Source organism: Reyranella soli (assembly GCF_007992495.1).
In the GTDB taxonomy this organism is placed as follows: domain Bacteria; phylum Pseudomonadota; class Alphaproteobacteria; order Reyranellales; family Reyranellaceae; genus Reyranella; species Reyranella soli.
In genome coordinates, this window is sequence record NZ_BKAJ01000029.1 from 1 (window position 1) to 22,713 (window position 22,713).

Genomic DNA, 22,713 nt, shown 5'->3' on the forward strand with positions numbered 1-22,713 from the left:
CTCCGGTCCGAACATGAGTCAGCCGACCACGCGCACGATCTCGTCCGCCGTCAGCATCGGGAACGTGCCCTTCATCAGCGACACCACGGCGGCGCGGTCCTTGGCGTCGGGCGTGACGCCCAGACAGACGGCGTAGACGCCGAGATTGCCCACTGCCGCGCGCAGGCGCTTCTCGACCGGGCGGTCGCGGTCGGCCGGCGGCGAGTGCAGGCTCGCGAGCTTGATCTGCTCGGCATGCTCGGCCGCGAGCTCGGCATCGGCGACGCGCCGGCGCACGGCATCGACGGTCTCGGGCATTGCTTCGGGCCACGGCCGATCCTTCAACAGCCGCCGCACCGCGCGCAAGGGTCGCACGATCTCGGCCTGCCACGCATCGCTCGCCTTCAGGATGGCGCGCAGGCGGTCGGCCGTCAGCGTCGGCCGGCCCGAGGCGCCGAGCCAGCAACAGAACAGCAATATGTTCACGTCGCAGCCGCGCCTCTCCTGCAGGTCGAGGCAGGCCTCGGCAACGCCCTCGCCGGCATAGAGCTCGAGCGAGAAATTCCAGAACGGATGGGGCAGAAAATCCGACACCTTCGGTGCTTCCCTTTGGCCGGGCGAAGGGGTACACGGCGCAGGGCAAGGTGGCTAGAGCATGAGCAACCCTCCGTCGGAGCCGCAGGACGCCGAAACCCTCAAGGCCAAGCTTGAGGCCTTGAAGAGCGAGCACCGCGACCTCGACGAGGTGATCGATCGCCTGGTCGAGAAGCCGCCGTTCGACCAGCTCCAGCTGCAGCGGCTGAAGAAACGCAAGCTTGGCCTCAAGGACCAGATCCTCAGGCTGGAAAGCCAATTGATTCCCGATATCATCGCCTGAGACGAGAATGGCCAAATCCACCGCCAAACGAACCGCCCGCAAACCGGCGGTCGGCCTGATCATGGGCAGCCAGTCCGACTGGGCGACCATGCGCCATGCCGCCGAGACCCTCGAAGCGCTGGGGGTGCCGTTCGAGGCTCGCATCATCTCCGCCCATCGCACGCCCAAGCGCATGATGAGCTACGCTGCCGCCGCCAGGGGCCGCGGCCTGAAGGTGATCATCGCCGGCGCCGGCGGCGCTGCCCATCTACCAGGCATGACCGCGTCCATGACTCCCCTGCCGGTGCTGGGCGTGCCGGTCGAAAGCGCCGCCCTGAAAGGTCAGGACAGTCTTCTTTCCATCGTCCAGATGCCCGCCGGCATTCCTGTCGGCACGCTCGCCATTGGACGCGCCGGCGCGGTGAATGCGGGGCTTCTGGCTGCCAGCATCGTCGGTCTTGGCGATGTCAAGATCATGGCGGCACTGGAAAGATGGCGGGCTCGCCAGACGGATGCCGTTGCCAAGGCGCCGTCGGACGAGGTCGCGACGCCTCATCGCTAGGAAATGAGTTCCCCCAAGTCCCTGCCCCCGGGTTCGACCATCGGCATCCTGGGCGGCGGCCAGTTGGGCCGCATGACGGCGCTCGCCGCCGCGCGGCTGGGCTATCGCTGCGTGGTCTATGCCCCGGAGGAGCACTCGATCGGTGGTGACGTCGCCGCCGGGCATGTCCAGGGCGCGTATGACGACACGAACGCCCTGGCGCGCTTCGCCAACCAGGTCGACGTCATCACCTACGAATTCGAGAATGTGCCGGAGACGACGGTCGCCGAATGCCAGCGCCACAAGCCGGTGCGGCCGGGCGTCAAGCCGATCCACGTCGCCCAGCACCGGCTGCGCGAGAAGGAGTTCTTCCGCACTCTCGGCATCGACACCGCCTCGTATCAGGCGATCCGCGACGAGGCCGACATCGCCGCCGCCACCGCGCTGCCCGGCATCTTGAAGACCTGCACCGAGGGCTATGACGGCAAGGGCCAGGTTCGGGTCGCCGACCGCGCGGGTCTCGCGGCCGCCTGGCAGAAGCTCGGCCGCCGCGAGTGCATCCTCGAAGCGCTGGTCGATTTCGCCTGCGAGACTTCGGCCATCGTGGCGCGCGGCCTCGACGGTGAGACGCGCTGCTTCCCCATCGGCCTGAACGACCATCGCGACGGCATTCTACGCACCACGACCGTGCCGTCGGGCCTGGCGCCGGCGACGCTGGCCACCATCGAGCGCTACGGCGCCGAGCTGGCGCGGGGCCTCGATCTCGTGGGGCTGGTGGCGCTGGAAATGTTCGTCACCCGGGACGGCCGCGTGCTGGCCAATGAGTTCGCGCCGCGGCCGCACAATTCAGGCCACTGGACGATCGACGCCTGCGCCACCAGCCAGTTCGAGCAGCTGGTGCGCGCGATCTGCGGCCTGCCGCTGGGGCCGGTCGACGTGCTGATGCCGTCGCGCATGGAGAACCTTATTGGCAACGAGGCCGACGACTGGCTGCGCTATCTCGCCGATCCGACGGCGCGGCTGCATCTCTATGGCAAGGCCTCGGCGCGGCCCGGCCGCAAGATGGGGCACGTCACCTTCTTGAAGCGGTCCTGACCGAGCCGCCGGTCCAGGACTTCACCTGGCTCTTCAGCTTCTCGATCTTCATGACGTCGTCGATGCGCCGGTCGAGGAAGCCCCAGGTCGCCTCGCTGCCCGGCGAGCGGTCGTTCAGCCAGTAGAGCAAGGTCGAGGAATAGACGCCGGCCAGGGTGGCCCGCTTGGTGTAGAAGTTGAAATCGGTGCTGGTGTCGCCCGCGGCGTACCACATGGCATCGACCGTGCGGTACAGGAGCCGCATCGCCAGCGGCGCGTTGAACGGCAGCGACAACAGCGCCAAAGCCCGGCGCGCGCCCTCGCGGTTGCCGGCGTGGCGTTCGAGCCGGATGCGGACCGCGCTCTTGATGCGGTCGCGGATCTTGAGGTTGGCAACGCCCTCCTTCTCCATGTCCTCGACCGTGCGCTGGTCGGCGCGCTCGCTGGCATAGGTGAGCACCCCGATGGCCCCGTCCGGGAACAGCCGGTCGCCCTCCCCGGCCGGCAGCTCGAGCTGGCGGGATACGGCCTGCAGGGCAGCCCGGCTCCAGCCCTCGAAGGCGGCCTCGGAAACCATGGCGTCGGCCAGCCGGTCGCGCATTTCGGTGTCGGGATCGGCTGGATTTGGGGTATTTTCAGGGCTCATGGTGGGAAATATAGGGGGTTCCCCGGGCTTCCCAAGGGTCTTTCCCTGTGATACCACCGCCGCCTCGAAATTGCCCCCGGAGCCGTTTCCGGGGCGCCCCACTATGCATTGGAAGGAAGCGATCGAAGTGCAGGTTCTCGTTCGTGAAAACAACGTCGATCAGGCGCTGCGCGTCCTGAAGAAGAAGATGCAGCGCGAGGGGATCTTCAGAGAGATGAAGCTCCGCCGCAACTACGAGAAGCCCTCAGAGCGCCGCGCCCGCGAGCGCGCCGAGGCCATTCGCCGGACCCGCAAGCTGATGCGCAAGCGCATGGAGCGCGAGGGCTACTAGTCCTCATCTCTCCGTCAGCGAATCCGAACCCCCGGCTTGTCCGGGGGTTTTTGTTTGCCCGGAAGGCCCAGCCAAGAGTGCCGCCATGCCGGAATTCCCCGTTCCTCGCTACATCACCGACCCGCCGGTCAACGAGTTCTTCCGCGTCGACGACGCCGCCCGCCGCTGGCTCGTGGATCTCGGCGAGGACGCCGGCGGCACCCACGCCGAGACGATCGACAGGCTTAGGACGAGGCTGGGCGCGTCGCAGGACCAGCTCGATGCGATTCTCGAAGAGGCCACCTTTCAGAATTGTCTCGGAAGAGCGCTTATCGACATGTTCGAAGCGGTGCCACACGAAATCGAAGCTCGGCAGAAGTTCATGCGCCTGGCCAGGAAAACGTGGGGCCTGCCTCCTTCTCCCGGCCGCACACGGCTCTGGATCACCCCGCGACGGCATCGGGCGCCCTCTGTCCACGTGCCTCATTCAGACCTTCCCGGACCTCTGGCCGCAGAATGGCGGGACTGGAATGCCACCTGGACCGCCGTGGTGGCGCGAAATCCGCCGCTCGAGCTGCTTCAGCGCATGCAGGAGGTGTTCGACAACGACAGTGCCGGTGACGCCTTTGGCTGGGTCTTCGGCAAGGAACGCTGGTTTTACGAATGGCTCGCTCGCGGAAGGCGCGATCCCATGCCATTTGCTGACACCCACGCCATCATCACCGAGGCGTATTACAGCCGACTGTGCGAACTACAGGCCCTAGCGGCCGGCTGGTGGTGCTACGATGAAAAGGTCGAGCGCCTTCGGTTCGTGTCGCTCGCAGAATGGGAATCCATGTCTGCAAAGTTGTACGGGCTTCTCGACCGACATCGCTGACGTCAGCGCTGGGGCATGCGCTCGAAGCTGGGCAACCCGTCAGGGATCTGGTGGAACGGCTGCTTGTCGATGGTGAAGATCGCCATCTGCGGGCCGCCGTAGAGCTTGGGATCGTCGAGCGTTCCCACCTTCACGACGATGACCGGACGGCCCGGCGGCCGCGTCGCCATGTGGGTGCCGCAGTCGGGGCAGAACTCCCGCGTCACCGGATTCTCCAGGTCGCCGCGCGTGAACTGCTTGGGCGCGCCCTTGGTGTAGGCGAAGCCTGCGCTCGGCATGACGAGGAACATGTTGGGCGCGCCGCCGGTGATGAACTGGCATTCGCGGCAATGGCACTGGCCCTTTCGCATCGGCTCGCCCTCGGCCACGTACCGGACCTTGCCGCAATAGCATCCGCCTTCGACCTTCATGGCATTTCTCCTCTGGCACTTTGTTTGCGAGACTACCGGCCATGGCCCGCAAACCCAAGCACCCCTACACCATCGTCCGCGGCGGCAAGCTTTTGGACATCGCCAAGCGCAAGGCCGCCCCTGCCGACATCCTGATCAAGGGCGACACCATCGCCGAGATCCGCCGGCCCGGCCTCGCGGCACCGGCTGGCGCCGCGGTGGTCGATGCCAAGAACAGGCTGATGCATCCCGGCTTGATCAACGCCCATACCCACAGTCCCGGCAATCTCGGCAAGGGCATGGGCGATCTGTGGTCGCTCGAGCTGCTGCTGACCGCCAGCCAATGGACCGGTGGGGGCCGCACGCTCGAGGACAAGCACCTGTCGGCCATGATCGGCGCGGCCGAGATGGTGCTGAAGGGCTGCACCGCGGCCTACGATCTCGCGGCCGAGTTCCCGATGCCCTCGGTCGACGGTCTCTCGGCCATGGCCAAGGCCTACGAGGAGGTCGGCATGCGCGCCGTGCTGGCGCCCATGGTGGCCGACATCACCTTCTTCGAGGCGATTCCCGGTCTGATGGAGCGCCTGTCGCCGGCGCTGCAGAAGGAGGTCGAGAGCTTCCGCTACGCGCCGTGGAAGGCCATCACCAGGCAGATCGACAAGGCGCTGCAGAAGTGGCCGTTCGAGAAAGTCGCGCTCGCCGTGGCGCCGACCATCCCGCACCACTGCAGCGACGACTTCCTGATCGCCTGCCGCAACCTCGCGCGCGAGTACGAGGTCGGCATCCACAGCCACGTCGCCGAATCGAAGGTCCAGGTCGTGGCCGGCTACAAGCGCTACGGCACCTCGCTCGCTGCCCATATGGACGGGCTCGGGCTGATCAACGAGCGCTTCACCGTGGCGCACGGCGTGTGGCTCGATGATGAGGACATGAAGCGGCTGGGCGACCGCGGCGCCTCGGTGGCGCACAATCCCGGCTCCAACATGCGGCTCGGCAACGGGCTTGCCGATATGCGCGGCATGCTGTCGGCCGATGTCAATGTCGGCATCGGCACCGATGGCGCGAGCTGCTCGGACAATCAGAACATGTATGAGGCGATGCGGCTCGCCTCCTTCGCGTCCAAGGTCCAGGGACCCGATGTCGAGCGCTGGGTCACCACCGAGGAGGCGTTGCGCGCCGCCACCGAAGGCAGCGCCCGCGCGCTCGGCCTCGGCAAGCAGATCGGCCGCATCGCGCCCGGCTACAAGGCCGACATCGTCTTCCTCGACCTGCACCACATCAACTGGATCCCGACCAACGACCCGGTGAACGCCCTGGTGCACACCGAGGATGGCACAGCCGTGCATTCGGTCATGATCGGCGGCCGCATGGTGGTCGAGAACCGCAAGCTTCTAACCGTCGACCTCGCCAGGCTCGCGACCAAGGCCGAAGAGTCACGCGTCCGGCGCGAGAAGATCACCGCGCCGGCGAAGAAGCTCTACGATCGTCTCGAAAAGGTCGTCGGCACGTTCTGCCCTGGCCTGGCCAAGGCGCCGCTACACATCCATCGCTTCGGCGCCAGCCATCACCATCACTGAACTTCATGTCGTCCTGAGCGCAGCAAAGGACCTCATCGCCGCTTGCGACGGGCATGAGATCCTTCGCTGCGCTCAGGATGACAGAAGAGAATTGATCGCTGCTTCCAGCTCCAGCACGTCGGTGACGACGGCGTCGGGCTCTTCCGCCGAATAGCGCGGCCGTTGCCGGCGATGCCGGCCGCCGCGCAGCAGGATGGTCGCCATGCCCAGCGCCTTGGCGGGTGCGACGTCGTTGTCGATGCGGTCGCCGACCATGATGCAGTCGACCGGCACGACGCCCAGCGCCTCGGCCGCCGCCTGGAAGGCGCGCGGGTCGGGCTTGCTGAAGCCGGTTAGCCCGCTCAGGCCCTGATACGCGAAGAGATCGCCGATGCCGGCGCGCGCCAGGCGCTCGCGCGCGGCCTGCGGCTGGCTGGCGACGATGCCGAGCTTCAGGCCACGATCGCTGAGCCGACGCAGCAGGCGGTCGATGTCGGGCCGCAACTGGAAGACGTCGAGATTGCCGACCATGGCACGCATGCGTTGGCGGACCCGATCGATCGTCCGCGGATCGCCGCCGCACAGCGTCTCGATCATGTGCCCATAGGCATCGGGCGCGAAGGCGGCGACTGCCGCTTCCGACGCCTCGTCGATCATCGCCTGGTCAACGCGGATGCCTTCCAGCCCGCAGGCCGAGGCGATGGCGCCGTCGACCGCGATCTCCCAGGCGAACTCCATGTCGAGTGGTCCGCCGACATCGAAGAGGATGGCGCGATACGGCATCGCTACAGGGGCTTCAGATAGTAGGCGAGCGGCTCACGCGACAGCACGCACTCGAAGCCAAGCCGCTCGTAGAAGGCGCGCGTACGCCGGTATGGCTCATACGGGTCATCCGGATGCAGCGTCGCAACGAAGAGATATTTCAGCCTGTCCTGCTTCAGCCGATCTTCGACCGCAGCGATCAGCGCTTGTCCAATTCCGCGACGGTGGTGATCGGGATCGACGGCCAGCCAGTAGATCTCCGCGCTGACGGCGCTGTGCGTCTTGAGCAGCAGCAAGGCGCGTGCACTTCCCTCGACGGGGGCGGTCCAGCCTTCCAGGACTTCCGCCTGCTCGGCGTAGTGCCGATTGGAATCGGGCTGTGCGAACCATTCCGGCAGGCGCGCGGTCAGCGCTTCCAGCAGCCGGCGGCAGGCTGCCGGGTCCTCCTCCCGAGCTATGGAGACGCCCATTCAGGCAAGGTAGCGGAGACAGCCTGTCTGTTCGAGCACCGGATCGAGCCGACGCCGCACGTCGCCCGGCAACGCCGCGAGCTTCTTGCGCAAGGCGTCGTGACACTTGCCCTGGTAGCGAAACGGCGCCTGGGCGTAGGGGCGGCTCATGATGTCGAGCAGAACCTCGTCCCTTCCCTCCTGCAGGGCCCGCGTGTTGGCGGCGAGGAACGGCAGGTAGGTCTCGCCGCAATGGCGCAGCAAGGCCGTCAGCGTCTCGGGCAACGGAGCTTTCGCGTCGATCCACTCGCCGTCGACGCCCGAGGCATCGTCGAGCCGCAGCAGCCAGCAATAGACGTCGGCCGCGCGCTCGCGCATCTCGGCCATCGGCGTTGGGTCGACTGACAGGATCTGCAGCTGGCCGAACAGGCCGAAATCGGCCAGCGACGGGCGCGAGCCGAACAGGTAGGGAATGGTGCGCACGTGGCGGTCGAGCGTGTCGAGCACGAAGCGGTAACTCTCCTCGATCACCGGCCGGTTCTGCTCGGTGCACCCGACCAGCGCCATACGCCCGACCTGGCGGTCATTGAAAGCCTGCATGCCGGCCCGGCGCTCGGCGTCGGCCATCACGGGATCGCGCGAGGTTATGATCCAGGTCTGCGCGAAAGAACGGTCCGCCGCATAGTACCAGCGGTAATGGAACATCATCTTGGTGACCCATTCGTCGCCGAAGTCTTCCAGCAGGTCGCTGAGATAGGCGTGGACGGGATCGTCGGGGATGATCGAGCGCTCGCGATGCTCACGCTCGAGCGCATAGGCGAGCGGCGTCGAATCGTTCATCAGCCGGCCGTCGGGAAAGCGCAGGATCGGGATCACCGGCGGCAGGTTCGCCGCCACCGCCACGTCGCGCGGATTGCCGATGGCGTCCCACACGAACGGAATGCGCCGATAGCGCAGGATCGCCCGCATCTTCACGGAATACGGCGACGGATTGAAGCCGTGCAGGATGTAAGGAGTGGTCATTGTCTTCTGGACCGCGAGCCTCCGGCTCGCTCAAGCTCAACAGCGAGCCGGAGGCTCGCGGCCTGCCTTCGCCTGCGCGAAACCGCTTCGGCTTCGCGCAGGCAGGTCCGGAAGAGCATGAACGGCATCCCTGTCAGTGCGCCGATCCCTCCAGCGCCTTGACGATGTTCTCGCACATCGCCTTGGCGTCGGCGAACAGCATCATGGTGTTGTCGCGAAAGAACAGCTCATTGTCGACGCCGGCATAGCCCGAGGCCATGCCGCGCTTCACGAACAGCACGGTCTGCGCCTTCTCGACGTCGAGGATGGGCATGCCGTAGATCGGGCTCTGCGGATCGGTCTTGGCCGCAGGGTTGGTGACGTCATTGGCGCCAATCACGAAGGCCACGTCGGTCGAGGCGAAGTCGCGGTTGATGTCGTCGAGCTCGAAGACCTCGTCGTAGGGCACGTTGGCCTCGGCCAGCAGCACGTTCATGTGGCCGGGCATGCGGCCCGCGACGGGATGGATGGCGTAGCGCACCTGCACGCCGTCCTTCTTCAGGAGGTCGGCCATCTCGCGTAGCGCGTGCTGGGCCTGGGCGACCGCCATGCCGTAGCCCGGCACGATGATCACCGACTGGGCATTTTTCATCAGGAAGGCCGCGTCCTCGGCCGAACCCGCCTTGACCGGCTTGTCGGTCTTGGCGTGCGCCGGGCCGGCCGCCGACGTGTCGGTGCCGAAGCCGCCCAGGATCACGTTGAAGATCGAGCGGTTCATGCCCTTGCACATGATGTAGCTCAGGATCGCGCCCGAGGAGCCGACCAGCGCGCCGGTGACGATCAGCGCCGTGTTGCCCAAGGTGAAACCGATGCCGGCCGCCGCCCATCCCGAATAGGAGTTCAGCATCGACACCACGACCGGCATGTCGGCGCCGCCGATCGGCAGGATCAGCAGGAAGCCGATCAGGAGCGACAGCACAATCAGCAGGACGAAGGTGACGGGATGGCCGCGCAGGGCGAACCACACCAGCAGCACCACCAGGATGATGCCGAGCAGCGCATTGAGCGGATGCTGGCCGCGGAACACCAGGGGCGAGCCCGTGACCAGGCCCTGCAGCTTGGCGAAGGCCACGACGGAGCCCGTGAAGGTGATGGCGCCGATCACCGTGCCCAGTCCCATCTCGATCAGGCTGTGCATCTTGATCTTGCCCGGCGTGCCGATGCCAAAGGCGTCAGGCGAGATGAAAGCCGCTGCCGCGACGAACACCGCGGCGAGGCCGACCAGCGAGTGGAAGGCGGCCACCAGCTGCGGCAGGGCCGTCATCTGGATGCGCATGGCGACCACCGCGCCGATCGCGCCGCCGATGACCAGGCCACCGATGATCAGCCAGGGCGCGACCACGCCCGGCGAAGCGACGGTGACGCCGATTGCGATCACCATGCCGACGATGCCGTAGAGGTTGCCGCCACGCGAGGTCACGGGCGAGCTCAGGCCCCTGAGCGCCATGATGAAGCAGATGGCCGAGATCAAGTAGCCGTAGGCGGCGATTTCGTGGGTGATCACCTTATATTCTCCCGCCCGCCTACTTCTTGACCGGCTTCTTCTTGAACATCGACAGCATGCGATGCGTGACGATGAAGCCGCCGAAGATGTTGACCGCGGCCAGCACGACGGCGATGCCGCCGAACAGCTGCGCGGCGCCCAGCCCCTTCAGGCCCGCCGCCAGCAGCGCGCCGACGATGATCACCGACGAGACGGCGTTGGTGACGGCCATCAGCGGCGAATGCAGCGCCGGCGTCACCCGCCACACAACGTAGTAACCGACGAAGCAGGCGAGGGCGAAGATGGTGAGCAGCGAGACGAACGGCATGTGGCCGTCGGGCAGCGCAGCCACCGGGCCCTGGGCCGCGGCATCGATGATCTGCTGGGCCACGCCCTTGAGGCTGGTGGCGAGCTCCTCCGCCTGGGTCGCGAGCTTGGCGGCTTCGCCGGCGATTCTGTCGTCCATCGGGCGTTCCTAGGTCTGCGAGGTGAGCGACGGGTGCACGACCTGGCCGTTCTGGATCACCAGCGTGCCCTTCACGACCTCGTCGTTGGTGTCGATCTTGAGCGCCTTGGTCTGCTTGTCGACCATCGGCGTAATGAAGTTGAGCAGGTTGCGCGCGAACAACGCAGAGGCATCGGTGGCAAGCTCACTGGGCAGGTTGGCCGGGCCGACGATCTTCACGCCGTGCTTCTCGACCACCTTGCCGAATTCCGACAACGGGCAGTTGCCGCCCTGTTCGACCGCCATGTCGACGATCACCGAGCCGGGCTTCATGGTCTTGACCATGTCCTCGCTCACCAGCACCGGCGCCTTGCGGCCGGGGATCAGCGCGGTGGTGATGACGATGTCCTGGGTCTTGATGTGATCGGCGACCAGCGCGGCCTGCTTGGCCTGGTATTCGGGGCTCATCTGTTTGGCATAGCCGCCCGCCGTCTCCGCCGCCTTGAACTCGTCGTCCTCGACGGCGACGAACTTGGCGCCGAGCGACTGCACCTGCTCCTTGGTGGCCGGGCGCACGTCGGTCGCCGTCACGATCGAGCCGAGCCGACGCGCCGTGGCGATCGCCTGGAGGCCTGCCACGCCGACGCCCATGATGAAGGCGCGCGAGGGCGCGAGCGTGCCACCCGGCGTCATCATCTGCGGGAAAATGCGGCCGAAGTGGTTGGCCGCCAGGAGGACCGCCTTGTAGCCCGCGAGGTTTGCCTGCGAGCTCAGAATGTCCATCGACTGCGCGCGGGTGATGCGCGGAATCAATTCGAGGGCGAACGCGGTCACGCCCTTCGCCGCCAGCGCCGACACCAAGTCTGCATTGGTGAGCGCGCCCAAAGGCGACATCAACACCTGACCCTGACGCAGCAGGGCGAGCTCGTCGATGCCGTCGGCAGCCTGCATGGGCCGCTGGATCTTGAAAACGATGTCGGCCGCTGCGGCCGCGGATGCCGCATCCGGCACGATCATTGCACCGGCCTCGGCATAGGCCTCGTCGGTGTAAGCCGCGGCAACGCCAGCGCCCGTCTCGATCACAATCTCTTCCGCACCCAGCGCTTTCAGTTTCTTGACGGTCTCGGGAGTCGCGGCCACGCGGGTCTCATGTGGCCGGCGTTCTTTGAGAATGGCGATTTTCATGGAGCAACGGGTGGTTGGAGACGCAGAAAGCGGACTTCGCGGCGCACCTTGCACAGGGCCCGCTTCTTTGCCAAGGCGGATTTTCGCCGCGTGGTAGACGCACGTTTACGGACCGTGCAGGGCACAGGATACTGGAACATGGCTCAACGTCCCGTCATCCTCACTGGCTTCCATTTCACCAAGACAGCGCTCGCAGCCCTCTCCGAGGGCTACGAGATCGCGGGTCACATGGACAGGCCCGACCCAGCGTTGGTTCCGGTCGCCGCCCAACCGCATGTCCAGGCGCTGGTTACCACCGGAAGCGTCGGCGCCTCCGATGCACTGATGGCGGCGATGCCGCGGCTGTCGCTGATCTGCTGCTACGGCACGGGCTATGAACGGATGGATCTCGCCGCCGCGCGCAAGCGCAACATCATGGTAACGCATGGGGCGGACGCCAATGCGCCCGATGTCGCCGAGATGGCGGTCGGCATCCTGCTCGCCTCGACGCGGCGCATCGTGCGCGCCGACAAGATGATCCGCCGCGGCGACTGGACCAAGCGCATCCCCAACCGCTTCGGCCCCATCGCCGGCCTGTCCGGCGGCAAGGTCGGCATCCTGGGTCTCGGCGCCATCGGCATGGAGTTCGTCAAGCGCATAAAAGGCTTCGACGTCGAGATCGGCTATTGCAACCGCAGCAAGCGGAGCGACGTCGACTTTGCCTATTTCCCCAACGTCATGGCGCTCGCGACCTGGTGCGACTACCTGATCGTCGCCTTGCGCTCCGACGCCTCCAACCGGCACATCATCAATGCCGAGGTGCTTAAGGCGCTGGGGCCGCGCGGTCATGTCCTGAACATCAGCCGCGGCTGGGCAGTCGACGAGGCGGCCCTCGCCGACGCCTTGCGCCACAACGTCATCGAGGGCGCGGCGCTCGACGTCTTTGACGAGGAGCCCTACGAGGGCCAGGAGCTGCTGGGCCTCGACAACCTGGTGATGACGCCGCATTTCGGCGGCGGCACCGAGCATGCCCAGCGCCGCATGACCTCACTGGTCCGCCGCAATCTCGATGCCCACTTCGCCGGCAAGCCGGTGATCTCTCCGGTACCCGAGCTGCGCGACATGGCCGCCATTCCGGACGGTCGGCTTCGATAGTTGGAGCGCGGACCTCCAGGTCCGCATCATGATCATCAGCGGACCTGGAGGTCCGCGCTCCGGCAAGACCCAGCTATGACGGCGGATCGACCCCGATCTTCACCGGCGGACTGCTGTCGCGTGCCGGTGCGTCTGTCCAGACGTCGAAGTAGGCGCGCAGCGCCGAAGGGAAGCGGCGCAACTCGGTGAAGATACTGTACGGCGAATCGACGTCGCGCGCCTCGAACCCCCAGGCCTCGATGCCGGCGTGACGCGCCTGGAACAGCGCCCGGCTGAGGTGAAAGCGCTGCGACACGATGATGAGGCGCTTCTGGCCAAAGACATCACGCGCGCGCAACACCGAGTCCCAAGTCCGATAGCCCGCCGGATCGCCGTAGATCGCCGCCGTCGGCACGCCGCGCTCGACCAGGCCAGCGCGCATCGCGGCGGGTTCGTCGGGGCTGCCGGAGACAATGAAGTATTTGACCTTGTCCGCCTTCCACAGCGCGGCGGCGGCGTCGAGGCGATGGACAAAATAGACGTTGGGCCCGCCCTCCGGGCCGATCGGCGCCGTACCGAGCACCAGCGCCACCTCGACGTTGGGCAGGCGCGCAACATCGTTGAACGATCGCTCCTCGGCCGTCTGGTCGAGCCGCCGCTCGGCGAGCCACGCAAGCAGCACAACGGCAAGAGCCAGCGCGCCCAGAACAAACAGGGCGAACAGGATCAGGCGCATGCACCACGCCTTGATCGTATCTGACTGCCTCTATAGACCGGCAGCATGCCCCGTCTCACAACTGCCGAAGCCACGGTCGAAACCCTCCTGCGCCATGGCATCGACACCGTCTATGCCCTGCCCGGCCTGCACCACGATCCATTGTTCGACGCCTTCTATCACGCCGGTGCTAACAGCAAAGAGGGCCGGTTGCGCGTGATTCATCCGCGGCACGAGCAGACCGCGGGCTACATGGCGTTGGGCGCGGCACTGGCGACGGGCAAGCCGCAAGCCTTCGCCGTGGTGCCGGGACCGGGCATGCTGAATGCGGGCGCAGCGCTGCTCACCGCCTACGGCATGAACGCGCCGGTGATCGGCCTGATCGGACAGATCCCTCAGGCCGACATCGACAAGGGTCACGGCCATCTGCACGAGATCCACGACCAGCTCGGCCTGCTACGCCACATCACCAAGTGGGCCGAGCGCATCAGAGGCCCGCAGGAGGCGCCGACGCTGGTGAGCCAGGCGGTGTGGCACGCCACCACCGGCCGGCCGCGGCCTGTCGCATTGGAATGCGCCCTCGACACCTGGGCCAAGCGGGCCGAGGTGGTGTTGCCCGACGCACCCCTGCCAAAGCCTGCCGAAGCGATCGACGATGAGGCGATCGCGGCGGCAGCCAAGATCCTGGGTGCCGCCGAGCGGCCGATCATCGTGATTGGCGGCGGCGCCATCGGCGCCAGCGCCGAGGTGATCGAGCTCGCCGAGATGCTGGAAGCGCCGGTCAGCTCCTATCGCCGCGGGCGCGGCGTCATCCCGAGCAGCCATCGGCTGGCCGTCGACATGCCGGTCGGCCATCGCCTATGGAAGGATGCCGACGCCGTGCTGGCGGTCGGTACGCGCTTCTTCATCCAGAATGGCAGCTGGGGCATCGACAAGGACCTGAAGGTCGTGCGCCTCGACATCGATCCCGACGAGCCCGAGCGCCTGCGCAAGCCTGACGTGACGTTGCTGGGTGATGCAGCACCGCAACTGCGCGCACTGATCGCGGCGCTGGCCAAGCACAACCGGCCGCGCCCGTCGCGCGCCGATGAGCTGAAGGGCCATCGCGCCTGGCTCGCCGAGCGCCTGTCGCGACTGGAGCCGCAGGTCTCGTTCCTGAAGGCGATCCGTGCCGCGCTGCCCGAGGACGGCATCTTCGTCGACGAGGTCTCGCAGATCGGCTTCGCCTCACGCGTGGCCCTTCCCATAGAGCAGCCGCGCACCTTCCTGTCGCCCGGCTACCAGGACAATCTCGGCTGGGGCTTCGGCACGGCGCTGGGCGCCAAGGCGGCGATGCCCGACCGCAAGGTGCTGGCGATCGCCGGCGACGGCGGCTTCATGTACCAGGTCGGCGAGCTCGCCACCGCGGTCCGCCACAATCTCGCGGTCGTCGTCGTGGTGTTCGACAATGGCGGCTTCGGCAACGTCAAGCGCATCCAGCAGCAGCACTACGGCAATCGCCTGATCGCGTCGGACCTGCACAACCCCGACTTCGTCAAGCTCGCCGAGAGTTTCGGCGTGGCCTCGTTCAAGGCCCTCGACGCGCCCCAGCTCGAGGACTGCCTGAAGAAGGCCTTCGCGCTCAATGCGCCGGCACTGGTCTGGGTGCCGCACGGCGACGTGCCGAGCCCGTGGGATCTGATCATGATGCCGCGGGTCAGGGGTTGACGCTTCGAGCCCACGAAGGCGGTCCTACCGCCTGACATTCATCTTCGCCCGCCGTGAGAACCGCCGTGGCGGTGCCCGCCTTTGTGGGACCCGCCATGGTGGGACGCGCCATTATGCCGGAAACCATGATGGTGAAAGCGAGGGGCCAAGAAGACCGGGCCGCCGACAAACCACGGCCCATAGAACCAGGGGTCCCACCAGTAGGATGGCTCGGAATAAGGATTCGGATAGATCGCCTGTGGCGGCAGCGTGTAGACCTGCTGCGGCAAGCCGGGCGTGTTCAGCGTAACCTGCCAACTGCCATCGGGCTGCTGGCACGTTTGACCGGCGGCCTGTTGCTGCTGCCCTTCAACCATGACCTGCACGGTGAACTCGCGGCATCTCCAGAAGGTCATCTGCGCCGGGGCAAGTGCAGTATCGGGCGCGCTCGGAGGAACCGGGCCGACACAGCCCGCCAAGAACAACGTCAGTGCGGCACTCAAAAAGGGATACGCACATCAATCTCCCGGAATGAGACGGAGAGACCTCGTCGTGCTGACGCCATTCTCGACGCCTGCCGTTCGATCGTCAATGGCGCAGAACGGAGTGCCTGTCAGCGCAGGCTGTCGAGGATTTCCGCGAAGCCCGTCCCGCAGGTGAAGCCCAGCCTGTCCCGCGCCTTGCTGGCGTCATAGACGCGGTCGATCGAGGCAAACATCGTCCAGCCACGCCGGTCATAGAGCTCTCGATAGTCCGGGAAGTAGCGCTCGACGACCTTCGGCGCATCGACGATCAGCTCGCGGCAATCGTCCGGCGAGAACGGCGTCATGGCAGAGATGATGAATGTGTCGAAGCCCAGCGCCGGCGCCTTGTGCAGGGCCGCGACATGCGCCTCGGCCGCATCCTCGACCGAGAGCCGGCGGAACAGGAACTCGTTGGCCTTGGTGTTGTCGCCCGACTGCTCGATGGCATGGGCCATGTCGTCCTCTTCGGGGAAGAACCGCGCGGTGCGCAGGATCACGATCGGCAGCTTGTGCAGATGGTTGAACAGCCGGCACAGCTCCTCGGCGGCGCGCTTGGTGACGCCGTAGATGTTGCGCGGCTCGAGCGGCCCCAGTGTCTCGTCGATCCACATCGCCTGCTTGGCACCGCCGGCTTTGCCGTCGCGGATCTTCTGCGAGATCATCAGCGAAGTGGTCGAGGTGAAGACGAAGCGATCGACCTTCGAGCCCGGCGCCACTGCCTCCTCCAGGAGGTTGAGCGTGCCCTGCACGTTCACCGCCACGAACTCGGAGTTGTCGTGCGTCTCGATGTGCGGCTTGTGGCGCGCCGCGGCATGCACGATGGCCTCGATGCCGTGATCGCGCACGAGATGGCGCACCAGCGCGCGATCGACCACCGAGCCCACGACCTCGGTGGTCGGGCCGGGCTCGGGGTCGAGACCAACGACCTTGTGGCCGTCGCGCACGAGCCGCGGCACCAGGGTCTGGCCGAGCCAGCCCGACGAACCTGTCACCAGGATGTTCATCGTCCGGTCGCTTCGCCGCCGATGCTCTGCAGGACGTCGATCATCACGTCGACGCTGCCGTCGTCGACGATGCCGTGGCGACGGAACAGCCAAGCCGGCTCGTTGTATGCAAGCCAGGTCGCGCCGTTGTCGTCCTGCCAGATCAGCATCCGCATCGGCAGATCGATGGCGACCGTGGGCGTCCTCTGCATTGCGGGCGTGCCAGCGCGCGGATTGCCGAAAAATACGACCACAGTCGGCCGCAGTTCCAGGCCGGCCTTTTTGGCCGCAGCGCCGTGGTCGATGCGGGCGAATATCGTCATGCCGTGACGGGTCACGGCGGCTTCGAGCCTGTCCAGCGTCTCGCCCGGGCCATGCAGGCTCGGCAACACCCTCAATCCTTCGGCGCTCACAGTCCCGCCTCCGTCAATGCCGTCTGCTGGCGCTGGGCCAGTGCGTCCACGTCGAAGCCCTCGACCAGGCCTTCGAACAGACGATGCCAGTTGATCGAGGCACGCAGATGGATGAACACGGCGCCGAGCCCGATGGCGGCGCGGTCCATGAACACGAACTCGCGCGGCGGACGAACGCCGCCCATGCGGCGCAGTTCGCCGAACACGTTCTGCGCCATCTCGCGGCCGTGGCCGTCGGCCATGCCTTCAGTGAGCCGGCGCGGTCGGTCGTCCATCAGCGGGCCGTAGAGGAAGGCGGCCCAGCGGTTCAGCACGGCGATCATCTCGCGGCTGAGGCCCGTGAAACCCCAATCCTCGTAGGCGGCGACGGCGCGGTCCTGGTCGTCGGTCATGAGCGCGCGATAGAGCTCGATCGAGCCGCGCACGAAGCGCGGCGGGAAGATGCGCACGCAGCCGAAATCCATCAGGTTCACCGAGCCGTCGGGCCGCACCGTGTAGTTGCCGAGATGCGGGTCGCCATGGATCACGCCGTAGACATAGAACGGCACGTACCAGGCGCGGAACATGTGGATGGCGAGCTGGTCCTTCTCCTCCTGCGAGCGGTTCTTCCAGTTGAGCAGCGGCTCGCCCTGCAGCCAGGTCATGGTCAGCAGCCGGTCGGTCGAATGCGAGGCCACGACCTCGGGCACGTGCACGTTGGGCTCGTCGCGCAGCATGTGACGGTAGAGCGCGACGTGTTTGGCCTCGCGGCGATAGTCGAGCTCCTCGCGCAGGCGCGTGGTGATCTCGGCGTGGATCTCGTCGGTGCGGATGGCGGGATCGAAGCGCTGGCCGACGGCGAACACCAGCTTCAGCTGGTTCAAGTCGGCCTCGAGCGCAGAGGCCATGTCCGGGTATTGCAGCTTGCAGGCGACCTCGGTGCCGTCGAGCAGCGTCGCGCGATGGACCTGGCCCAGCGAGGCGGCGAACGACGCCTCCTTGTCGAACTTGCCGAACCTGGCCTGCCAATCCGGCCCCAATTCCGTCGCCATGCGCCGGCGCACGAAGGTCCAGCCCATAGCGGGCGCATTGGCCTGCAGCTGCGCAAGCTCTTTGGCATATTCCGGCGGCAGCGCGTCGGGAATGGTGGCGATCAGTTGGGCGGCCTTCATCAGCGGCCCCTTGAGGCCGCCCAGCGCCGCCTTGAGCTCCGACGCGTGCTTGTCGCGGTCGAGAGTCCAGCCGAGATAGCGCTGGCCGGCGAGCTTCACCGCCAACCCGCCGACCGAGCTGCCGACCCGGGCGTAACGCCCGAGCCGGCCGCCGAGGGAATCGCCCTCGTCCTGGCTCATGCCTGGCTCATGGAATGTTCATCCCGCATCCCAAGCGATATAGGGTCGATTGGGGTGCGTTGCCACCTCGACGTCAGGCCGCTTGCCGGTCCGGCGCCATCAACGCAAGGATCATCTGCATCCGCTGCACGACGTCGGTCGTCTCCAGGAGCTGCTGTCGCTGTTCGATGGTGAGCGACAGGTACTGGGCGATCATGTCGGCGATGCGGCCGGGATCCTGGAGATGCGGCAGTATCGCCAGCGCCTGCGGTGGCGATGCAAGGTCGATGTTGGCGTGGGCCGCGAAGCGCTGCAGCAATTCGCGGCCCACGGTCACCGCCTCTTCCCGCGCCGCGCCTGCGCGCGACACCGCCGCGAGTTCGGCCACGAGACAAGCGCCCTCCGTGTCGAAGCGGGTCACGCGGGCGCGCCGCAAGCCCTGCACCAACATCTTGATGGAGCCGTCGGGCATCTTGAGGACATCCATCGGCCTCGCGACCACCCCAATGGTGTAAAGATCGCCGGGACCGGGATCGTCATCGGCGACCCGCCGCTGCGTCACGGAGAAGAACTCATTGTCTGCAGCCATCGCCTGCTCGATGGCCGCCAGCGACTTCAGGCGCCCGGCATAGATCGGCGTCGTCATGTCGGGAAACAGCACCAGGTCGCGCATGGCCAGGACGGGCTTCCTGACGGTCGGCAATACAGACGGCGCCGCCTTCGGCGACGCATCGATGCGCGCCGACAGCGTGTTCCAGTCGGCGAGGCCCAGGACCTTGGCGATCAGTTCCAGGCTCTCGCTGTGGGTCAGGGAAATCGATCTTTCCTTGAGCGCCTGGCGCAGCGTCTGCGCCATGGCCTTGGCATCACGATAGTCTCGCATTGCTCATCCTCTGCAGGCGGCAGAACGGGAAAGTCAGTTGCTTGCGTTACTGATCCGTTTGCCGCGGCAAAAGGAGTGCCTGAACGAGGCTCGATACGTTCACCATACCCATAGGGCGCAAGCGGCGGGTCGTATCCACCCGCGGCAAAGACTGCAGCCGGCCTGGTGGGCTGTCAACGATCTTGCCGGAGCGCGGACCTCCAGGTCCGCGCTCCCAGAAGACGCTAAAGCTTCTCCAGCTCGTCGACGAAGCCTGAGATGACGCCAAGCCCCTTGTCCCAGAACGCCGGATCGGAGGCGTCGAGGCCGAACGGCGCCAGGAGCTCCTTGTGGCGCTTCACGCCGCCCGCTCTCAGCATGTCGAGATACTTGGTCTGGAAGTCGGACTGGCCCGACTGGTAGGCAGCGTACAGCGAGTTCACCAGGCAGTCGCCGAAGGCATAAGCGTAGACATAGAACGGCGAATGGATGAAGTGGCCGATATAGGACCAGTAGTGCCTATACTCCTCGTCGAAGGTGAAGGCCGGTCCCAGGCTCTCGCTCTGCACCGCCATCCACACCTCGCCGATCGCCTCGGGCGTCAGCTCGCCCTGGCGGCGCGCCGTATGCAGGCGCGATTCGAAGTCGTAGAAGGCGATCTGGCGCACCACGGTGTTCAGCATGTCCTCGACCTTGCCGGCGAGCATGGCCTTGCGCGTCGACTTGTCGGGCGCCGACTTGAGCAGCGACTGGAAGGTCAGCATCTCGCCGAACACCGAGGCGGTCTCGGCCAAGGTCAGCGGCGTGTCGGCCATCAACGCACCCTGCCGCGCCGCCAGCACCTGGTGCACGCCGTGCCCCAGCTCATGCGCCAGGGTCATCACGTCGCGCACCTTGCCCTGGTAGTTCAGCAGCAGATAGGGATGCGCCGACGGCACTGTCGGATGGGCGAAGGCGCCCGGCGACTTGCCCGGCCGCGCCGGCGCGTCGATCCAGCCGGTGCCGAAGAACTTTTTGCCAACAGCGGCCAGCTCCGGCGAGAAGGCATTATAGGCGTCGAGCACGATCTTCTCGGCTTCGGCCCACGGGATCACCCGGTCGTCGTGCTCGGGCAACGGTGCGTTGCGGTCCCAGTACGGCATCTTGTCGACGCCGAACCACTTGGCCTTGAGCTTGTAGTAGCGGTGCGCCAGGCGCGGATAGGCCGACTTCACCGACGACACCAGGGCGTCGACGACCTCGTCCTCGACCACGTTGGCGAGATTGCGGAAGGACTGCGGGCGCGGATATTTGCGCCAGCGATCGTCGATCTCCTTGTCCTTGATCAGGGTGTTGGTGATCAGGGAGAAGACCGCGATGTTGTCGCCCTGCACCTTGCCGAACGACTTGGCGGCGTCGCGGCGCACCGCGGCATCCTTGTTGGAGAGCTTGTCGAGGATCTGCGGCTCGGTCAGCACCTCGTCGCGGAAGGGATAGCGCAGGCGCGCGATGGTCTCGTCGAACAGACGCGACCAGGCCGAGCTTCCCACCACCGACTGGTCGTGGATGTACTTCTCGAGCTCGTCCGACAGATCGTGCGGACGGAACAGGCGGACGTCGCGCAGCCAGGGAGCGTACTTGGCGAGCGCCGGCTCCTTCATTCGGGCGGCGAGATCGCCGTCCTCGATCTTGTTCATCTCCAGTCGGAAGAACACCAGCTTGGCCGTGGCTTCGTTCAACGCTTCGGAGACGTTCTGCGAGAAGCGGCCGCGTTCGGGATCGGCCATGTTCTGCGCGTAGTAGAGCTGGGCATAGGAACCGAGCCGGCCCATCAGGTCGGTCAGCGCTTCGAAGCGGGCGATCGCGGCCCCCAGCGCCTTGCCGTCGAGACCAGCCACCTTGCCTTCGTAGTCCTTGGCGAAGGCCTGGGCGTCGGCGGTGGCGCGCTTCAGGTCGTTCTCGACGTCGGTGCCCGTGGGGCTGGAATAAAGGTCTTCGAGTTTCCAGGTCGGCAGCTCGCCCAGCATCGCGGTCATCGACTTTGCTCCCTAGTTCTTCGCGATATCGGGATCGGCAGCGATGGCGTCAAGGAACGGGCCGATCATCAGGGCGGCAAACGGCTCGATCTTGGCCGGGTCGCTCTCCTTGTAGTACCCCTTGGCGTCGAGCAGGTTCATGGTGCCGAGCACGCGGCCTGCATAAACCACCGGCTGGTTGATCGCCGATTCGCAGCCCAGCGAGCGGATCAGCTCGTGGTCGAAGAACGCCCACTTCACGTCGTCGTAGTCGTAGCCGACCCAGGCCTGCCGCTTGCCGATGACCAGCCTGTGCCAGTCGCTTTCGGTCACGGGCTTGTAGCCGCCGACGGGATATTCCTTGGGCATGTTGGTATAGAGCCGCTTCACGCGTTTGCCGTCGGGCGCCACGTAGAGGAGCGTGAACAGCTTGTGCCCGACCACCTCGGCCAGCGCCTTGTCGACGGCCTTGAACAGGGCTTCGGGCGGACCCGGTTGCTTCAGCGCCGCCAGGCAGGATTCGAACGGTGTCATGCAACTACTCCTATGAAGGTCGCGGCGCGGGCGGAACGCGCTCAGGCAGGACGCCCGACGGTTTTAGCCTCAGCACCACGATGAGGGCGACGGCGATCAGCAGCTCCTTGAGCGCGGCGCGTTGCACGGCCGTGACGCCCGGAATCCATTCGACGAAGAAGCGCGAGGATTCGAGGAGCGTCATGACCAGGTAGGCGCCGACAAGGGCGCCGGCCGGCCGGCCGGTACCGCCCGACGCGACCGCCAGGAAGATGTACACCGTGATCAGCGGCAGGAACATGTCGGGCGCGATGTACGACGTGAAGTGGCCGTAGAGCGCGCCGGCGAGGCCGGCGATGGCGGCCGACAGCACGAAGGCCTCGGTCTTGAAGCGCAGCACCGGCTTGCCGGCGACCTGCGCCACCTGCGCATCCTCGCGGATGGCGCGCAGCGCGCGGCCGTAGGGCGAGCGGTCGATGCGGCGCATGACGAAGAACACGACCAGCAGCGCCAGAACCACGATCAGGAAGTAGACGGCGTTGAAGTCGGGGCCGAGAGCCCTCTTCCACGGACCCGGGATGCCGGAGATGCCGTCGGTGCCGCGGGTCAGCCAGATCTCGTTGGAGGCGACCAGGCGGACGGTCTCGGCAAAGCCCAAGGTGACGATGGCGAGATAGTCCTCGCGCAGGCGTGTGGTCGACAGCGTGACGACGAGGCCGGCGACGCCGCCCGCGACCAGCGCGATCAACCAGCCCGCGGCGATCGGACCATGGCCGACGGTCGTCAGCAGCGCCGAGGCATAGGCACCGACGGCGAAGAAGCCGGCCAGGCCGAGATTGACCATGCCGACGCCGCCCCAGATCAGGTTGAGGCTGAGGGCCAGCAGGCCATAGATGCCGCCGATGGTGGCGATGAAGAGAATGTAGCTCAGCATTGCGTCTTGCCGGACCGCGGGCCTCCAGGCCCGCTCATGATATCTCTCGACA

The 22,713-nt window shown here is 66.4% G+C and carries 25 protein-coding genes; 8 read left to right on the plus strand and 17 right to left on the minus strand.

What is annotated here, in order from left to right:
- Positions 1-18 precede the first annotated feature (18 nt).
- Positions 19-573: a TIGR02444 family protein gene (locus tag RSO01_RS07125; protein ID WP_147147629.1), complete on the minus strand. Its 555-nt coding sequence runs from the start codon at positions 571-573 to the stop codon at positions 19-21.
- Between the two features lie 61 nt (positions 574-634).
- On the opposite strand from RSO01_RS07125, the gene RSO01_RS07130 reads away from it, so the two are divergent.
- Genes RSO01_RS07130 through RSO01_RS07140 form a run of 3 tightly spaced genes read left to right on the plus strand, consistent with a single transcriptional unit; the run spans position 635 to position 2,471 of the window.
- Positions 635-856, plus strand: coding sequence for a YdcH family protein (locus RSO01_RS07130; protein ID WP_147147631.1), 222 nt, complete (start codon positions 635-637; stop codon positions 854-856).
- 7 nt (positions 857-863) lie between these two features.
- Complete coding sequence (gene purE, locus RSO01_RS07135; protein ID WP_147147633.1) at positions 864-1,397, plus strand: 5-(carboxyamino)imidazole ribonucleotide mutase; 534 nt, start codon at positions 864-866, stop codon at positions 1,395-1,397.
- 3 nt (positions 1,398-1,400) lie between these two features.
- On the plus strand, positions 1,401-2,471 hold the full coding sequence (locus RSO01_RS07140) for a 5-(carboxyamino)imidazole ribonucleotide synthase (RefSeq protein ID WP_147147634.1): 1,071 nt from the start codon (positions 1,401-1,403) through the stop codon (positions 2,469-2,471).
- Here RSO01_RS07140 and RSO01_RS07145 read toward each other — a convergent pair.
- A complete protein-coding gene (locus RSO01_RS07145) occupies positions 2,449-3,096 on the minus strand; it encodes a COQ9 family protein (RefSeq protein WP_147147636.1) in 648 nt (215 codons plus the stop codon). The genes RSO01_RS07140 and RSO01_RS07145 overlap by 23 nt on opposite strands.
- 127 nt (positions 3,097-3,223) lie before the next feature.
- Here RSO01_RS07145 and rpsU point away from each other — a divergent pair, with 127 nt between their 5' ends.
- Entirely contained in the window at positions 3,224-3,427 is a 204-nt protein-coding gene (gene rpsU, locus RSO01_RS07150; RefSeq protein WP_020696578.1) for a 30S ribosomal protein S21, read from the plus strand.
- Between the two features lie 85 nt (positions 3,428-3,512).
- Positions 3,513-4,283 (plus strand): hypothetical protein, encoded by a 771-nt coding sequence (locus RSO01_RS07155; protein ID WP_147147638.1) that lies wholly within the window; start codon positions 3,513-3,515, stop codon positions 4,281-4,283.
- 2 nt (positions 4,284-4,285) lie between these two features.
- Here RSO01_RS07155 and RSO01_RS07160 read toward each other — a convergent pair whose 3' ends face one another.
- Positions 4,286-4,693, minus strand: coding sequence for a GFA family protein (locus RSO01_RS07160; RefSeq protein WP_147147640.1), 408 nt, complete (start codon positions 4,691-4,693; stop codon positions 4,286-4,288).
- Between the two features lie 41 nt (positions 4,694-4,734).
- On the opposite strand from RSO01_RS07160, the gene RSO01_RS07165 reads away from it, so the two are divergent.
- Positions 4,735-6,249 carry an amidohydrolase family protein gene (locus RSO01_RS07165; protein ID WP_147147642.1) on the plus strand — a complete coding sequence of 505 codons (1,515 nt, stop codon included), beginning with the start codon at positions 4,735-4,737 and terminating at the stop codon, positions 6,247-6,249.
- A 72-nt stretch (positions 6,250-6,321) separates the two neighbouring features.
- Here the strand turns inward: RSO01_RS07165 and RSO01_RS07170 are convergent, their stop codons facing one another.
- The 6 genes from RSO01_RS07170 to RSO01_RS07195 form a co-directional block, all read right to left on the minus strand.
- Positions 6,322-7,011, minus strand: a complete 690-nt coding sequence (locus tag RSO01_RS07170; protein WP_147147644.1) for an HAD family hydrolase — start codon at positions 7,009-7,011, stop codon at positions 6,322-6,324.
- A 2-nt stretch (positions 7,012-7,013) separates the two neighbouring features.
- Positions 7,014-7,460, minus strand: coding sequence for a GNAT family N-acetyltransferase (locus tag RSO01_RS07175; RefSeq protein ID WP_147147646.1), 447 nt, complete (start codon positions 7,458-7,460; stop codon positions 7,014-7,016).
- Entirely contained in the window at positions 7,461-8,462 is a 1,002-nt protein-coding gene (locus RSO01_RS07180; protein ID WP_147147649.1) for a glutathione S-transferase N-terminal domain-containing protein, read from the minus strand.
- 133 nt (positions 8,463-8,595) lie between these two features.
- Positions 8,596-10,002 (minus strand): NAD(P)(+) transhydrogenase (Re/Si-specific) subunit beta, encoded by a 1,407-nt coding sequence (locus RSO01_RS07185; protein WP_147147694.1) that lies wholly within the window; start codon positions 10,000-10,002, stop codon positions 8,596-8,598.
- A 22-nt stretch (positions 10,003-10,024) separates the two neighbouring features.
- A complete protein-coding gene (locus RSO01_RS07190) occupies positions 10,025-10,450 on the minus strand; it encodes an NAD(P) transhydrogenase subunit alpha part 2 (protein ID WP_147147651.1) in 426 nt (141 codons plus the stop codon).
- A 9-nt stretch (positions 10,451-10,459) separates the two neighbouring features.
- Positions 10,460-11,614 carry a Re/Si-specific NAD(P)(+) transhydrogenase subunit alpha gene (locus RSO01_RS07195; protein WP_147147653.1) on the minus strand — a complete coding sequence of 385 codons (1,155 nt, stop codon included), beginning with the start codon at positions 11,612-11,614 and terminating at the stop codon, positions 10,460-10,462.
- A gap of 138 nt (positions 11,615-11,752) precedes the next feature.
- On the opposite strand from RSO01_RS07195, the gene RSO01_RS07200 reads away from it, so the two are divergent.
- A complete protein-coding gene (locus tag RSO01_RS07200; protein WP_170302899.1) occupies positions 11,753-12,748 on the plus strand; it encodes a 2-hydroxyacid dehydrogenase in 996 nt (331 codons plus the stop codon).
- Between the two features lie 73 nt (positions 12,749-12,821).
- Here the strand turns inward: RSO01_RS07200 and RSO01_RS07205 are convergent, their stop codons facing one another.
- Positions 12,822-13,463 (minus strand): SanA/YdcF family protein, encoded by a 642-nt coding sequence (locus tag RSO01_RS07205; protein WP_147147657.1) that lies wholly within the window; start codon positions 13,461-13,463, stop codon positions 12,822-12,824.
- 45 nt (positions 13,464-13,508) lie between these two features.
- Between RSO01_RS07205 and RSO01_RS07210 the strand changes: the two genes are divergently transcribed.
- Positions 13,509-15,149: a thiamine pyrophosphate-dependent enzyme gene (locus RSO01_RS07210; RefSeq protein ID WP_147147659.1), complete on the plus strand. Its 1,641-nt coding sequence runs from the start codon at positions 13,509-13,511 to the stop codon at positions 15,147-15,149.
- Between the two features lie 592 nt (positions 15,150-15,741).
- Here the strand turns inward: RSO01_RS07210 and RSO01_RS07215 are convergent.
- The 7 genes from RSO01_RS07215 to RSO01_RS07245 all read right to left on the minus strand — a co-directional run bounded on the left by RSO01_RS07215 (position 15,742) and on the right by RSO01_RS07245 (position 22,661).
- On the minus strand, positions 15,742-16,656 hold the full coding sequence (locus tag RSO01_RS07215) for an NAD-dependent epimerase/dehydratase family protein (protein WP_147147661.1): 915 nt from the start codon (positions 16,654-16,656) through the stop codon (positions 15,742-15,744).
- The gene (locus RSO01_RS07220; RefSeq protein WP_218037269.1) at positions 16,653-17,048 is read right to left on the minus strand and encodes a DUF302 domain-containing protein; all 396 of its coding nucleotides are present in this window, start codon (positions 17,046-17,048) and stop codon (positions 16,653-16,655) included. The genes RSO01_RS07215 and RSO01_RS07220 overlap by 4 nt, the downstream gene beginning before the upstream one ends.
- Positions 17,045-18,379 (minus strand): ABC1 kinase family protein, encoded by a 1,335-nt coding sequence (locus RSO01_RS07225; RefSeq protein WP_147147663.1) that lies wholly within the window; start codon positions 18,377-18,379, stop codon positions 17,045-17,047. Before RSO01_RS07225 ends, RSO01_RS07220 begins: the two co-directional genes overlap by 4 nt.
- 73 nt (positions 18,380-18,452) lie before the next feature.
- The gene (locus RSO01_RS07230; protein WP_147147665.1) at positions 18,453-19,241 is read right to left on the minus strand and encodes an LON peptidase substrate-binding domain-containing protein; all 789 of its coding nucleotides are present in this window, start codon (positions 19,239-19,241) and stop codon (positions 18,453-18,455) included.
- A 224-nt stretch (positions 19,242-19,465) separates the two neighbouring features.
- Entirely contained in the window at positions 19,466-21,235 is a 1,770-nt protein-coding gene (locus RSO01_RS07235; RefSeq protein WP_147147667.1) for a M3 family oligoendopeptidase, read from the minus strand.
- A gap of 12 nt (positions 21,236-21,247) precedes the next feature.
- Positions 21,248-21,748, minus strand: a complete 501-nt coding sequence (locus tag RSO01_RS07240) for a GAF domain-containing protein (protein ID WP_147147669.1) — start codon at positions 21,746-21,748, stop codon at positions 21,248-21,250.
- A gap of 10 nt (positions 21,749-21,758) precedes the next feature.
- On the minus strand, positions 21,759-22,661 hold the full coding sequence (locus tag RSO01_RS07245) for a branched-chain amino acid ABC transporter permease (RefSeq protein WP_147147671.1): 903 nt from the start codon (positions 22,659-22,661) through the stop codon (positions 21,759-21,761).
- Positions 22,662-22,713 lie beyond the last annotated feature (52 nt).